Genomic DNA, 15494 nt, shown 5'->3' on the forward strand with positions numbered 1-15494 from the left:
CAGCTTTATCATAGGTTTTTAAAATAATATAGAGTTAAACGCTTTAGGTCTGATATTTGCATTTTATAAGTACAAATCAAATATTAATAAATAGAAGACTAAAAATTTAAAATTATGATCAAAGAACAAAACGTAGTGAAAAGCACTTACAACGACTCTTCAAAAAACAAAAAATTAGGTAAATTTTTTGGTGAAATTTTTTCATATAACAGCAGTTTAAAACTATATCATTGGCAAGTAACCGGCAAAGGAAGTTATGCAACACATATTGCTTTAGATCAGGCTATTGATTCAGTATTAGATGTAATTGACCGCTTGGTTGAAACAGCCTATGCTCAATTTGGAGATATTGAAGTAACTATCAAAGAAACTCCTACGCCTAAAGATATTATTAAACATTGTGAGAATTTTTACCTGTTACTACAAGACGGTAGAGAATTATTTGTTGATGACTATGCATTATCCATTTTTGATGATTATCAAGAAGCAATTCAACAATTATTGTTTAGATTGAAAAGGTTACAATAATCAATTATTTATTATAGAGTACGAAAAACCTATATAACATAAATTTATTTTGAAAACAAAAACCAAAAAACCTGTGTCTGAAAAAGTAAGGCACATAGAAGCCAACATAGGGCTTAGTGAAGAAAATAAACAATTAGTGTCCGATGCACTAAACAGATTGTTAGCCAATGAATATTTTCTTTATACGAAAACCAGAAAATTTCATTGGAATGTAGAAGGTCCACATTTCAGATCTATACATTTATTATTAGAAGAGCAATATAAAGAAATAGCGGAAATTATTGACGAAGTGGCAGAAAGGATAAGGAAATTAGGTCATTATGCGTTGGGATCATTTAAACAATTCAGTGCTGTAGTAGACCTACTTGAACATGACGGGGAAGAAGTGGATGATGAAAAGACTATATTGGTAGAATTATGTCAGGATCATGAAACGATCATCCGTTTGATCCGAGCAGAATTCATACCAACTGCTGACAAAAATAAAGATGATGGAACCAGTGATTTTTTAACCGGAGTTATGGAACAGCACGAATCTATGGCATGGATGCTACGTGCTTCAGCTAAATAATTATAAATTGAGTACAAAAAACCTCTTTTAAAGAGGTTTTTTTTTGTTATAAACCCGAATATTTAGCTATAATTTTTTCAAACCACAATTGTGGAATTATGGTTTTAACCCAAATAGATAATTTTTGGATAGTTGTACCAAAATAATAATGGGGTTTTAATTTATTTTTTTGAGTAAATAATTTTTCTATAAAGGGAGCAATAGTTTCGGGGGCTAAACCATTTGAAACATCCGCATTCATATGATCATATACCTTATCAAAAATTTTTGCATAGTCAACCGAAATATCACTTTTAATCCTATGAGCTGCTATATCTGTTCGTATGTCTCCTAAATTTACTGTACATACTTCAATTCCCGAATTTTTTAATTCATAACGCAACGATTCTGTAATCATGTCTAATGCAGATTTAGAACCGGAATAAAAACCTCTGAATGGTAAACCCATTTCACTTCCAATCGATGATATATTAAAAATTTTACCTTTATTACTTTTACGCATAATTGGTAAAACCTTTGAAATCAGATAAGAGGGTGCTACAATATTTAGGGTAAATAAATTTATAATTTCATTTTTTTTAGCGTTTTCAACAGGTCCGACCATACCTTTTCCTGCATTATTGATTAACAGATCAATGGTTGAATTTTTAGCAAGAATTTGATCTAATGCATCATCAACTTCTTTTTCATTAGTTATATCAGTTGGAATAGTAGTAAATTTAGCATTTTTAGGTACTGAACGACTCAAACCGTATACATTGTAACCCTTCTGAAATAAATAATTTCCCAATGCCAATCCCACGCCGGATGAGGTTCCTGTAATTATAATTGTTTTAGACATTTTTATAGTTTAATACTAAACAAAAATAAAATTAATTTTAAAATCTAGCTACCCAAAAAGAAAAAAGGAATGACATACTCATTCCTTTTAAACCAATTAAAATTCAAATTTTAAGTAAGTCTATGAGTACAGATATAGTCAATCAGACCATCAATAGGTCTACGTAAAGCTATACCTAATTTCATTCCATTTTCAGATAATTTTTTCTCTAATTCATCTTTTAAATAAAAACCGATAGAACCATTAAAATTGATTGGGACTTGAGTACAATTATCGTATTGTTTTATATATAAATCGATAAAGGTTTGAATTTGTTTATCAATGATTTGCTGGATAAATTCATGATCTTTGTTTTGAATAATAAATTTAGCAAATGTGGCAAGATAAGCATTGGGATTAGGTTTTTTGTATAGATTTTCTTTTATAAAATCTATATCCATATTATATTCTTTCGACAATTTTATTGATAATTCATGAGGAAGAGTTTTGAAATTATAGGCACGAATCAAATCTGCTCCTAATTTATTACCGCTGCAATCATCCATTAAAAGATATCCTAGAGATAAAACTTTTTGATGTAAAAGTTCACCGTCATAATAACTGCAATTGGATCCGGTACCTAAGATACATACTATGGCTTGAGTTCCCGGAGGTGTGGTTGCATAAACGGCTCCATAGGTATCTTCTTCAACCACAATTTCTTCAGCATTAGGAAAAGATTCTGTTAAAGCATTTCTTACAATATCTTTCATATTATCAGTTCCACATCCTGCCCCATAAAAAAATATTTTTTTTACAGCGGGTTTATTTTGGTAAATGTCAAAACGTTCATTTAATCTTTTGATCATTTCCTCTTTATTTATGGCTTCGGGACTTAAACCTTTAGTTTGTGTTGAGAATATACGATTGCCATTATTATCAATGGCTATCCAATCGGCTTTAGTAGCACCTGAATCTGCTAGAAGAATCATATTTTTTGTTTTTAATTTTAGTTATGTTTCAAAAGTACAAAATAAAAATATTTATAATAAAAATAAATATTCAATAAATGTTGGTAAAATTATCTTATTAGTAATGGTTAATGTGCTCAATTTATTACAACTAATAAGTATATATACTAATGTTTGAAATAGTTTAACTATCTCTTTACAGACTAAAATTAATAAAAGATATCATTGAAACAGTAAATATTTATCAATAGTTGATTTAAATCATACGATTAGGTATAAAAAATAAAATAAATTTAATTTATACGTATTAAATTTATGGATACCCTGTTCTGCCAATAGAATATAGAGAAATTAAAATTTTGTTAAAAAATTAACATTTACTTCAAATAAGTCAATGAAATGGTAAGATATCCTAGTATCAAAATCACCATTTTAACCTTAATATTAGATAAAATTAGTCATTTCTAAATATGATATTAATCAATTATAATATTGTTAATTATATGATAATGATATATTTAAATATATAATTATTTAAGGTGAGCTTACGTCTCTTTGATAATTTATACTATAATAGGATATTTAATTTATATTTGTATAAACACGTTAAACTTACATGTTTATAGTAATTTTTATAAAAAATAAATTAAAAACTACATATATGAGAAGAAAGATTTTTACTACTTTAACAATCTTGTCTCTTTTTTTTTCAAAAGCGCAGCAAAAAGAATTTATTTTAATCGATAATGGAAATGGAGTCAATTTAGGATATTCCCCATTATCAGGTGTAAAAATTATAACTGTTGACGGTTTGAAATTCAAAGACCTTAATAGAAACGGAAAACTTGATAAATATGAAGATTGGAGATTATCCGCAGATGAAAGGGCTAAAGATTTAGTTCAAAAAATGTCCTTGGAACAGATCGCAGGATTAATGCTTTATAGTAATCATCAAGCTATACCTTCAAACGATAGTGGATTTGCATCTGGAACCTATAATGGAAAAATCTTTTCTGCCAGTGGAGCACAACCTTGGGAACTATCAGACGCACAGAAAAAATTTCTGCAAAAGGATAATTTAAGACATATATTAATAACTTCGGTTCAAAGCCCTGAAGTTGCAGCACGATGGAATAATCAAATGCAAGCATACGTGGAGGGGTTGGGATTAGGAATTCCGGGAAATACAAGTTCAGATCCCCGACATTCTGACCAAGTTACCGGAAATATAAAATCTGAATTTAATGCAGGAGCAGGAGGCGCCATATCACTTTGGCCGGATGGGTTAGGCTTAGGAGCAACATTTGATCCGTCACTTGTACAAAAATTTGGTAATATAGCAGCACAAGAATATAGAGCTTTAGGAATAACTACAGCTTTATCTCCTCAAATAGATTTAGGAACAGAACCCCGATGGTATAGAATCTACATGACATTTGGAGAAAGCCCGGAACTAACTACAGATATGGCCAGGGCCTATATAGATGGTTTCCAAACTTCTTTTGGTAAAGATGAAATTGCAGACGGATGGGGATATAAAAGTGTTAATACAATGGTTAAACATTGGCCGGGTGGAGGACCGGAAGAGGGCGGTAGAGATGCACATTGGGCGTTTGGAAAATATGCAGTATATCCAGGAAATAATTTTGATACACACATGAGCCCTTTTGTTAACGGAGCTTTTAATCTCAATGGAAAAACTTCCAAAGCTTCAGCAGTTATGCCTTATTACACCATTTCATATAATCAATCAAAAGACGGAAGTAATTATGCAAATGGCTTCAATAAATATATCATTACCGATTTACTTAGAGATAAGTTTGGGTATGATGGGGTATTATGTACAGATTGGCTGATAACAGCCAATGAGGGTAAAACTCCGGATGAATTTAAAGGTAAGCCTTGGGGAGTGGAAAATAAAACGATAGCTCAAAGACATTATATTGCCTTAATGGCCGGAATGGATCAATTTGGAGGCAACAATATTATGCAACCCATATTAGAAGCCTACAAAATGGGAGTAAAGGAATACGGGAATAAATATATGAGAAATCGTTTTGAGCAATCAGGAATACGATTATTAAAAAATATTTTCAGGCTGGGATTGTTTGAAAATCCGTATTTAAACGTTGAGCAAAGCGTTAAAACAGTTGGAAATCCTGAATTTATGCAAGCGGGTTATGAAGCACAAATAAAATCAGTGGTATTGCTTAAAAATAAAAAACATATACTACCTATAAAAGATAAAAAAACGGTATATATACCAAAAAACTATCAACCTTCCATAAAAGATTGGTGGGGAAAATGGTCTGAACCAAAATTAGATTATTCGGTTAATATAGAGTTAGTTAAGAAATATTATCATGTTACAGAAGATCCTGAAAAAGCAGATTTTTCCATAGTCTTTGTTACAAGCCCTCAAACTAACAACGATGGAGGGGGATATGATATAGCCGATAGAAATAATGGAGGGAATGGATACGTTCCCATCTCCTTACAATATAACAGTTATACGGCTACAAATGCTCGTGAGCACAGTATAGCAGCAGGAGATCCCGTAATAGATCCTTCAATTAAAGATCGAAGTTATAAAGATAAAACAGTGACCGTTTCCAATTCATCCGATCTATCTACCATATTAACTACTAAAAGTCAAATGGGAAATAAACCGGTCATAGTAGTAGTAAATATCAATCGTCCTATGATTTTTAATGAATTTGAATCTAGAGTGGATGGGATAATAGCAAGATTTGGAATTGGAGAACAAGCCATAATGGATATTATTTCCGGGAAATACGAACCCTCCGGATTATTACCCCTTCAAATGCCTGCAAATATGAACACGGTTGAAAAACAGAAAGAAGATATTCCTTTTGATATGGAATGTCATCAAGACAGCGAAGGGAATGTCTATAATTTTGGTTTTGGTTTAGATTGGAAAGGTGTTATCAAAGATTCTAGGACAGCAAAATACGGAATAAAAAAATAAATATAAGTTTTGATTAATGATATGCTATAAATAAAAAAAACAAAATTATAATGATATAAAATATAAAGTCATAATTAAACTAAAACCACAAAAAGATTAATTAAGTATGAGAAGAGCAGTTAAGTCTCTTAGTGCTTTTATGATTGTTTCTACTATGAATTTGATACAGGCACAAGAGAATAAATCTGATAGTTTAAAAACTAAAACAGATTTGAAAAAAGATCAGAACACATCCGTGATGTTAAATGCCTCAGCCGATAACGGGCCAAGAAATGTAAACATTGGTTTACCGGCAAGTGTGGGAGGAACTACTATTTTAGAAAATGGGTTACCGGTTGTGATGGACTACGTCGTACAAATGCCCGTGAGGGCCTGGAGGTCAGATTCCAGTTTTGAAAAGATGGACGTATTAGATGTTGCAAAGACCGCTATAAGCGTAGGGGATGTGGGAGTATCAGTAAATACTTATACCAATAAAGGAACAGAAAAATTGCAAGGTAAAGGTGAATTTGTCACCAATTCTTACGGATTATTAAGAGGAAGCTTTAATGTAAGTGGACCGATGAAAAACGGATTTTATTATTCGGTTAGTGCTTATGCTAACATGGATCCCGGAACATTTACATCAGCCTTTTCTCAATTTTTAGATAAAACTCAAATTTATAAAGTGTTTATAAATAAAAAATATAATGACGGAAAAGGTGAAATTGGAGTACAATATAAATTTATCAGCTCACAAGCAATAACAACTAAACAAAATCCTTATTACTATCGTTCCAATGGAAAAGTAGATGCTGTAGAAGGATTCAAATTAGGCAGAGATTCCTATCTGGAAAAATCCGGATTGGTGCATTATATAGATCCGCTTTCCGGAGAATATACTACTCGAGATATAATGAAAGGAAGTGGAGGAGAAAATCATATTTTTGATATCATCGGAAAAAATAGCCTTACAAATGGGATGAAGCTGGATTATATTTTTAGATATCAATATGCTGAATCCGGATATTTTAATCCGTACTATTCATCCATAAGTAATCCGGTTGAAGGTAAGACACGTTTCCGTTATGTAGGTTCCGATAACATTTATAATGGAAAAGTACAATCGGTTTTAATGCTTTTCACCCCCCGAGCTCCATTCAATACTTATATGAGCCGCGTGGAATTAAGCAAAAAAACGTCTAAACACAATTGGAATATTGGATTTAATGAATGGTATTACCACATAAACAATTATAATACGGCTTCTTATTCCTATTACCATGAAGTGACTCCAAATCCGTCACTGTTAATTCAAGAAAATTACGATCCACTTACCGGCACTTGGACGCCAAGAAAAGGTTCAGACGAATTCGGAGGATATAATCATAACGGCGCTATGCAATACTATACCGGTGGAGAAAACAAAATGGCTGTGTATGGTACTGAAAAATGGACGCCTTCCGAAAAAATACAAGTGGGAGGAGGTGTGAGATTAGAATGGCAAAATATTAACGGAGAATGGTATAAAGGGGAAGACAGAAAATTAGCAGGGACTAATTGGGTATCCGGAAATAAAACAAAAGTTAAAAAAGATTGGATTAATAAAACTTTTACAGTCAATGCACTATGGAAAATCATGCCTTCATTTGGACTTCAAGGAGAAGCAACCTATGGAGAATTAGGTGGAAAGTTAAGTAGTTATGCAGGTGCAGACGACCCGGGAATTAAAAAGTCAAAAATACCCGGAGCTTCTTTCGGAGTATACTTTAACCATGCTTTGGTAAGAGTAGTATCTAAAGTTACCTACATTCAAAGAAGTAATTTTACGAATAATTCCACTTTTACCAATCCAAAAGATCCAACTGATTACATGAAAAAAACTATTAGCTATGACGTTAAAACTATAGGATGGACAACCGATGCTTTGGTTACACCATTTAAAAATTTTCAATTTCATATGTTACTTACCCTACAAAATCCCGAATACAAAAATTACAAATTTGAAGCGTATGATGTAAAATATGATTACGATGGGAATATAGCAAGAAGCGTTTCAAAAACCATAATAGAATTAGATCCAAGCTATAATTGGAAGAAATTTAAATTTTGGGGAAGTGCGCGATATTTCAGTAAAGAATATGCAAATTATACGAATTCATTGTTTTTTGCAGGAAGATGGGAAACGTTTGCGGGTATAGATTTTAAATATAACAGTAACCTGAGTTTTGGAGTAAGTGCGGTTAACTTATTAAATCAAAGTGGAGCACAAGGCTCTATATCTGGAACTAATACAGCTATAGATCCAACTCCTTACTATAATAAACCGGTAGCAGGAACTTACATCCGACCTTTTACCCTGGAATTTAAAACTAAGTTTAAATTTTAAAAAATAAAAAATGAGCAAGTATTGGATTTATTTTAAATATAGGTTGGTTTTCTTTTTATTTCTTCTAATTCCTTTAGGCCATATTCATGCACAAGGCATTACCAAAAAGAAAATAATAAAGTTGATTAGCTATAATGTATACTGGGGAATGAAACAGGACTCAACCAAAGATAAATCCAAATTTGCTGAATGGATTCGTAAACAAGATCCGGATATTTTGGCCTTGCAGGAAATGAATGGATTTACTGCAGGAATTTATGAGTTTGCCCCTGAAGGAGCGAATCCAAAAAATTTAAGAAAATTAGCTGAAAGTTATGGTCACCCTTATTGTGTTATTGTCAGAGAACCTTCTACCGATGGCTCTGTAACTTTTCCGGTGGCCATAACTTCAAAATACCCGATTGTAAATGTTCATCGGGTATTAGATAATAATATTCATGGATATATAGAAGCTGAAATTGAAGGATATCATTTTATAGTTACTCATTTTCACCCATTTTCATCTGAGAAAAGAGGTTATGAAGTGGATCAAATTTTAGCTACCATCCAATCCAAACCATCTAATGATAAATGGTTGTTTATGGGGGATTTAAATTCAGTTTCTCCATTGGATAAAAGTGCATATAAAGATAATAAACTCAGAAATTTTATACGGGAAGACAGAAAGAAAAGACCGTATAATTTGAATTTAGGTAAAGACAACGAGTTAGATTATACTATCCAGCAAAAAATACTTGATTTTGGATTTATAGATGCACTTCGTTTATTCCATCCTGAATTTGAAGCGACCGCGCCAACAAAATTATTTTATGATCAATCTAAATCTTCGGTAAGATATGATTATCTCTATGTTAGCGGAAATATGAAAAAAGATCTTATAAAATGTGATGTAATCAAAGATGAATTTACTGATCTCTATTCAGATCATTATCCGGTGGTGTTGTATTTTAATAATTAAATAAATAAAATGTAAATAAATGAAAAACTCTGTACTACTAAACGTTAAGTTGATAGTTTTCATGCTATTGACCGTATCAATTAACCCACAAGTTTATGGGCAAAATAAAAAAGCATCGAAACAAGATAAGACGGTAATCTTATATGTTACCCGCCATGGTAAGACTATATTGAATACCATGGATAGAGTGCAAGGTTGGGCAGACACCCCTTTAACACCCGAAGGAGTGGAAGTGGCTAAGTTTCTAGGGGAAGGAATTAAAGATGTAAATTTTAAAGCAGCTTATTCCAGTGACTTAGGACGGGCCAGACAAACAGCTCGTATAGTCTTAGATACTAAAGGTCAAGAAAAATTAGCAATAACAGAAGTACCTCAACTAAGGGAAACCAATTTTGGTAGCTACGAAGGTGATTTAAACTCGAAAATGTGGGGGGATGCGGCTCTCTACTTACACTATAAATCATCAAAAGAACTTTTTGCCGATATGGCAAAAAATCCTGAAATATTAAAGAAAGCCATGAACACATTTAAAACGTTAGAAACCTTAGGAATAGGAGAAAATTATGAAGATGTTAAAGCGAGAGGACAGAAAGCCATTCGTGAAATAGCAGAAAAAGAGGCTTTATCAGGAGGAGGAAACATATTATTAGTCGCTCATGGAATGGCAATTAGCGTTTTTCTTTCAGATTTAGACAGTAGCGGTAAAAAAATAACAGGTACACATATGGGAAATGCAGCAGTTTCCAAGGTAATCTACAAAGACGGAAAGTTTACGATTGAATCTTTTGGAGATATGAGTTATGTGGAAAAAGGAAAAAAGGTATTAGGCAAATAAAAATAAATCAAATAAGAAGTTAAAGATCAATTAAAATTTACTGCATTCTAAATAATTGAATAAGATGTTTTATACGCATACGCATTTACATAATAGTATAAATACTTTAATTTATTTGTAATATATGGTTTTCATGAAAAAACTATCATTAAGTCGGCTTAAAAATTTTTAGTGTTTGATACTGTTATAATTCATCAATTTCAAAGAACATAAAACTCTGTGTATATAAAAAAGAGCAGAGCACGAAACCACTGAAATAAAATTTATAAAAGATGAGAAATAAAAAAAGTATATATTCATTATCAGTACTTTTATTACTGATAAGTACCAATGAAATATATAGTCAAAATCAAACAAAAAATGATACGATAAAAGTAGACATAGAACAGAAAAATGATAGGAATGTCATGTTAAATGCAGCAAATAGTACCGGTCCCAGAGATGTAAATATCGGTCTACCCGCTTCAGTAGGAGGTACTACTATTCTTGAGAATGGTCTGCCGGTAGTATTCCACTATTGGCCGGAACTACCTACTAAAGCATGGAGATCCGATGTTACGCTTAATCGTACGGGTTTATTTGACTTAGGACAAACCTTTATCAATATTGGAGATGTAGGTTTTTCCTTAAATACGTTTGATAATCTAGGCACAGATAAGCTTCAAGGTATAATTAACCTGGAATCCAATCATTTTGGATTAATGAGAGGAAGTGCAAATGTGAGCGGACCTATAAATACTAAGGGACTTAAATATTCAGCCGGTGCTTATCTGAGCTTTGACCCGGGTACTTTTAAACCATCAATTATAGATAAATATTATGCCGATAAAACTCAAATGTATAAAATGGCCTTAACTCAAGACTATAAATACAGAGGAGGAGAAGGCTCTGTTTCAGTATTATATAAATATGTTAATGTTAAAAATCTAACCTATAATTACAGCCCTTTTATGTATGGAAAAGATGGGGATGTAAGTGAAATATCGGGATTTAAAATTGGGCGGAAATCGTATCATGAAAGATCCGGAAAAATAACATTAATGGATGCTTTTACCGGAAACTTGGTAGAAAAAGATATATTAGACGATTTCGGAACAGAATCCCATACAGTTGATCTACTGGGTAATAACAAATTTGATAATGGATTTTATTTAAATTACATGGTTCGTTACCATTCATCCAAAGTGGGAATTTACATACCTATTATGGCAGGAGTTTCCGAAGCAAAACCGGGAGAGTATGTATATGCTGATACGGGAGAAGCTTATATGGGAAATAACGCACAAGGGGTATTAATATTAGCAACAAGAAAAACTCCTGTTAAATCTATAACCGGTACCGTTGAATTAGGTAAAAAGATAGGAAACCACGATTTGAAAGTTGGTTTAAACGAATGGCATTATAAAGTGGATAAATATGCTACAGAATCTGCTATGTATTTTCAAGAGGTGGCACCGAATCCAAGAAAATTAATTCAAGTAGGAGGTACGGCAAATGCCAATGGAGATTTTAATTTAAATCAAGGACTAGAATATCATAATGGGAATGAAAATAAATTAGCATTATATATATTAGATAAATGGTTATTGGCCGATAAATTAGAATTAAATTTGGGTGGACGTATTGAGTATCAAGCATTACGGGGAGATTACCAGGACAGAAATTTAGGATTGCAAACATTAACAGGACCTAAAATTGATATTGATAAAGATTGGGTTAATCAATCCTACATGTTAAATGCAGTATATAAAATGACCCCTAAATTTGGTTTACTAGGTGAGGTTAATTACAATGAACAAGCCGGACACTTAGAATACTATAACATTGGAGTTGATCCTAAAATCAAAAAATCTAAAATACCAACTGCAGGGTTTGGAGTATATTTCAATCATCCGTTAGCAAGTATAGTTTCTAAGGCAACCTATATCACCCGTAATGAATATCGTTCAACAGTAAATTTTTCCAATCCCAATAATCCGGGAGAAGTGAAAAGAGAAACTACAAATTATGATATTGAAACTATAGGATGGACTACAGATATCATATCAAAACCCATAAAAAACTTTGAATTACACTTTTTGATCACTTTACAAAGTCCAAAATATAAAAATTTTGTCGGAGAAGTTAAATTTAAAGACGGTGCAGCAGCTAAATACGATTTCACAGATAAATATGTAACGGGTATTTCTAAAGTTTTATTAGAGATTGATCCGAGCTATGTTTGGAAAGATTTAAGGATTTGGGCGAGTGCAAGATATTTCAGTAAACAATATGCCAATAGACCGAATACAATATATTTTGCAAGTCGTTGGGAAACTTTTGCCGGTTTACAATATGCTATTACCAAAAACTTAAGTTTCTCATCAACTGTGATAAATTTATTCAATCAAAGGGGAGCTAAAGGAGATATGGGGGATTCTGATTTGATCTTAACTTCCGAAGAAGCTAAAAAGAAGGAAGGAACTATTCTTTCGGGAACATACATCCGTCCTTTTACAGTTGAGTTTGGTCTTAAATACTCTTTTTAACCTATAATAATAATTAAAAAATAATACTAAATATGACTAATAAAGAAAAAAATTACGCATTACCTATAGCAATGATGTTTGCCCTGTTTTTTATGATTTCATTTGTAACAGGCTTACAAAATCCTATGGGAATAATTGTCAAAAATCAATTTGGGGCATCCAACTTTATGTCTCAACTAGGTAATGCTGCAAACTTTATAGCTTATGCATTTATGGGTATTCCGGCGGGTATGCTGTTACAAAAAATAGGATATAAAAAAACAGCCTTAGTAGCCATTGTGGTTGGATTTTTAGGCGTTGGAATTCAATACTTATCCGGGGGAATGGAAAGTTTTGTTGCCTATTTAATAGGAGCTTTTATTTCCGGTTTCTCTATGTGTATGCTAAATACCGTTGTAAATCCTATGTTAAATACGTTAGGAGGAGGAGGTAAAAAAGGGAATATTTTGCTTCAATTAGGCGGTTCAATAAATTCAATGGGAGCTACTATTGTACCTGTGTTGGTAGGGTATTTAATCGGAAATGCATCACGAGCAACCATAAAAGAAGCAAATCCCGCTCTTTTCTTGGCTATGGGGATATTTGTCCTTGCCTTTATCGTGTTGTTGTTGGTAAATATACCGGAACCTTTTTTAGATAAAAAAGAAAAAATTGAAGGAAAATATAGTGCATTTTCATTTAGACATTTTTGTTTAGGAGTAGTAGCCATATTTATATATGTAGGTATTGAAGTAGGAATTCCCAATACCGCCAATTTATTTATGACTTCTGCACCAGACAAAGGAGGTTTAGGTATTGATACAACTGTGGCTGGAACGGTAGTAGGAACCTATTGGTTTTTAATGCTCATTGGTCGATTAATAGGAGCATCATTAGGAGCTCGTATATCCAGTAAGGCTATGTTGGCCTTTACCTCACTTCTAGGTTTAATATTCATAATTTTAGCAATTATTAGTCCTATTTCTTCTACGGTAAGTATGCCAGTATTTAAATCGGATATATCTATAGGTTTTGCAGAATTACCTATTACCATCGTATTTTTTGTATTGTGTGGATTGTGTACTTCCGTAATGTGGGGAGGTATATTTAATTTAGCGGTAGAAGGATTAGGAAAATACACATCAGCAGCATCCGGAATTTTTATGATGATGGTATGTGGAGGAGGAATTTTGCCCCTCATACAAAATTATTTTGCTGATTTATTTGGCTTTTTATCCAGTTATTGGTTAATTATCATAGAATTTGCTTATATCCTTTATTATGCATTAATCGGAAGTAAAAATGTAAATAAAGATATACCCGTCAACTAATCATATTTTTATATAAAGATCAATTCCCCTAACATTTTAGGGGAATTTTTTTAGGTAAAAACCGCATATTTTAAACTACAGAAATTAAAAAACCTACGAACATTCCACTAAATACTAAAAGTAATTTTTGCCAATTTAAGGAATGCTTTTCATTACTTTCAAATATAATCACAGAAGAAATATGTAAAAAAATTCCGGCTACGATACCCAACAATTTAGGATAAATATGAGGATCTAAGAATGAACCAAAGAAAGCCCCAATAGGAGCTGAAACGGCAAACAAAACAAGAATAGAGAAAGAATATATCCTTTTAATAGGTAAAGAAAATAAAAAAGTAGATAAAACAATGGATTCCGAAACTTTATGGATGCTTAGCGCCCATAAAATATTTGATGAATGCATGGAATGATCATGAGCACCATGATTATGTATATGATGAACTTCCAATGGAGTTCCTTCTAAAAATGAATGAATAAACAAACCCAGCATTACACTAATCGGAATAACGCTGTCCGTATGATGTTCCGAGCTGTGTAAGTGACCGTGTTCGATTCCCTTAGATAATCCTTCTAAGATTAATTGTATGGAAACCCCGATAATAATCCATATTCCTGCATTTATACCTCCATCTATATACAAAGAAGGAAACATATCTAATACAGTAATTGCTAAAAGCAATCCAGCACTAAACATTAAAAGTTGTTTATTAAATTTTGAATTATTTTGGAAAAAATAAGCTATTCCTGCTCCGATGATTACAGCAGAAATCAATACGATATAATCCATTTATTTTTCAAAAATTAAAATTAGACGGGGAGAATTTTTTTCTTCAAATGGGAGGAGATGATAATCACCGAATACATTTTTTAAAGTAAATCCTACTTTTTTGGCCAGACTTTCAAAATAATTCAGTTTAAAAGTTCTTACTCTTTCTTGAAAATGAAAATTTTTACCTTTATCTTGAAATGTAATATCTTTTATAATAAATCCATCTTCAATTTTCCTCTGCAGATGAAATAAAATACCGTCTACTTCTTTGTCCTCTTGTTTAACAAGTGTATCCATTGCTAAGGAAACATTCATAAAATCCATCACAAATATTCCTTTACTTAACAATTGTTCAAAAACAGATTGAAAAACGTTTAAATTATCTTCATCATCACTAAAATAGCCAAAACTGGTAAATAAATTGAAAATGGCATTAAAATGGTTCGGGAAATTACTTCTTCTCATATCTGCAACAAAGAATTTAAGATGTTCATTTTCAAAACTCTTTGCATAAGCAATGCTTTCCGGTGCAAGGTCAACGCCGATAACATCGTATCCCAATTTATTTAAAAAAATACTATGTCTACCTTTACCACAAGCCAAATCTAAAATTTTACTTTCCTTACGTAAGGCAAGATATTTTAATAAATTCGTTATAAATTCTTGAGCTTCCTGATCATCACGATTTTTATATAATATATGATAATAAGGAGTATTAAACCATTCTGCAAACCAATCCATACCTCAAATTTAATACAATTTTTTTACCTATTAATAACATTATTCTTAGAATTAGTAAGATTTTTTATTTATAATAGATAAGTCTTATTTTAACTTATTTTAATTT

The 15494-nt window shown here is 31.9% G+C and carries 12 protein-coding genes; 8 read left to right on the forward strand and 4 right to left on the reverse strand.

Going from position 1 to position 15494, the window contains the following annotated elements; genetic code table 11:
- Positions 1-114: 114 nt before the first annotated feature.
- Positions 115-528 carry a hypothetical protein gene (locus J3U20_RS05760; protein ID WP_185150282.1) on the forward strand — a complete coding sequence of 138 codons (414 nt, stop codon included), beginning with the start codon at positions 115-117 and terminating at the stop codon, positions 526-528.
- 49 nt (positions 529-577) lie between these two features.
- The gene (locus J3U20_RS05765) at positions 578-1099 is read left to right on the forward strand and encodes a Dps family protein (protein ID WP_185149979.1); all 522 of its coding nucleotides are present in this window, start codon (positions 578-580) and stop codon (positions 1097-1099) included.
- 46 nt (positions 1100-1145) lie between these two features.
- Here the strand turns inward: J3U20_RS05765 and J3U20_RS05770 are convergent, their stop codons facing one another.
- Positions 1146-1940 (reverse strand): SDR family NAD(P)-dependent oxidoreductase, encoded by a 795-nt coding sequence (locus J3U20_RS05770; protein WP_160541997.1) that lies wholly within the window; start codon positions 1938-1940, stop codon positions 1146-1148.
- A 110-nt stretch (positions 1941-2050) separates the two neighbouring features.
- On the reverse strand, positions 2051-2911 hold the full coding sequence (locus J3U20_RS05775) for an N-acetylglucosamine kinase (RefSeq protein WP_160541998.1): 861 nt from the start codon (positions 2909-2911) through the stop codon (positions 2051-2053).
- Between the two features lie 640 nt (positions 2912-3551).
- Between J3U20_RS05775 and J3U20_RS05780 the strand changes: the two genes are divergently transcribed.
- The 6 genes from J3U20_RS05780 (at position 3552) to J3U20_RS05805 (ending at position 13878) form a co-directional block, all read left to right on the forward strand.
- Positions 3552-5879 carry a glycoside hydrolase family 3 protein gene (locus J3U20_RS05780; protein WP_160541999.1) on the forward strand — a complete coding sequence of 776 codons (2328 nt, stop codon included), beginning with the start codon at positions 3552-3554 and terminating at the stop codon, positions 5877-5879.
- A gap of 106 nt (positions 5880-5985) precedes the next feature.
- Positions 5986-8247, forward strand: coding sequence for a TonB-dependent receptor (locus J3U20_RS05785; protein WP_160542000.1), 2262 nt, complete (start codon positions 5986-5988; stop codon positions 8245-8247).
- Between the two features lie 10 nt (positions 8248-8257).
- Positions 8258-9205, forward strand: coding sequence for an endonuclease/exonuclease/phosphatase family protein (locus J3U20_RS05790; protein ID WP_160542001.1), 948 nt, complete (start codon positions 8258-8260; stop codon positions 9203-9205).
- Between the two features lie 19 nt (positions 9206-9224).
- Positions 9225-10040, forward strand: coding sequence for a histidine phosphatase family protein (locus J3U20_RS05795; protein ID WP_160542002.1), 816 nt, complete (start codon positions 9225-9227; stop codon positions 10038-10040).
- Positions 10041-10312: 272 nt separating this feature from the next.
- Positions 10313-12568, forward strand: coding sequence for a TonB-dependent receptor (locus tag J3U20_RS05800; protein WP_221410873.1), 2256 nt, complete (start codon positions 10313-10315; stop codon positions 12566-12568).
- Positions 12569-12600: 32 nt separating this feature from the next.
- Positions 12601-13878: an MFS transporter gene (locus J3U20_RS05805; RefSeq protein ID WP_160542003.1), complete on the forward strand. Its 1278-nt coding sequence runs from the start codon at positions 12601-12603 to the stop codon at positions 13876-13878.
- A gap of 70 nt (positions 13879-13948) precedes the next feature.
- On the opposite strand, the gene J3U20_RS05810 is transcribed toward J3U20_RS05805, so the two are convergent.
- On the reverse strand, positions 13949-14665 hold the full coding sequence (locus tag J3U20_RS05810; RefSeq protein WP_160542004.1) for a ZIP family metal transporter: 717 nt from the start codon (positions 14663-14665) through the stop codon (positions 13949-13951).
- Positions 14666-15388: a class I SAM-dependent methyltransferase gene (locus J3U20_RS05815; protein WP_160542005.1), complete on the reverse strand. Its 723-nt coding sequence runs from the start codon at positions 15386-15388 to the stop codon at positions 14666-14668.
- Positions 15389-15494 lie beyond the last annotated feature (106 nt).

It is taken from the genome of Apibacter sp. B3919 (assembly GCF_026537405.1).
In the GTDB taxonomy this organism is placed as follows: Bacteria; Bacteroidota; Bacteroidia; order Flavobacteriales; family Weeksellaceae; genus Apibacter.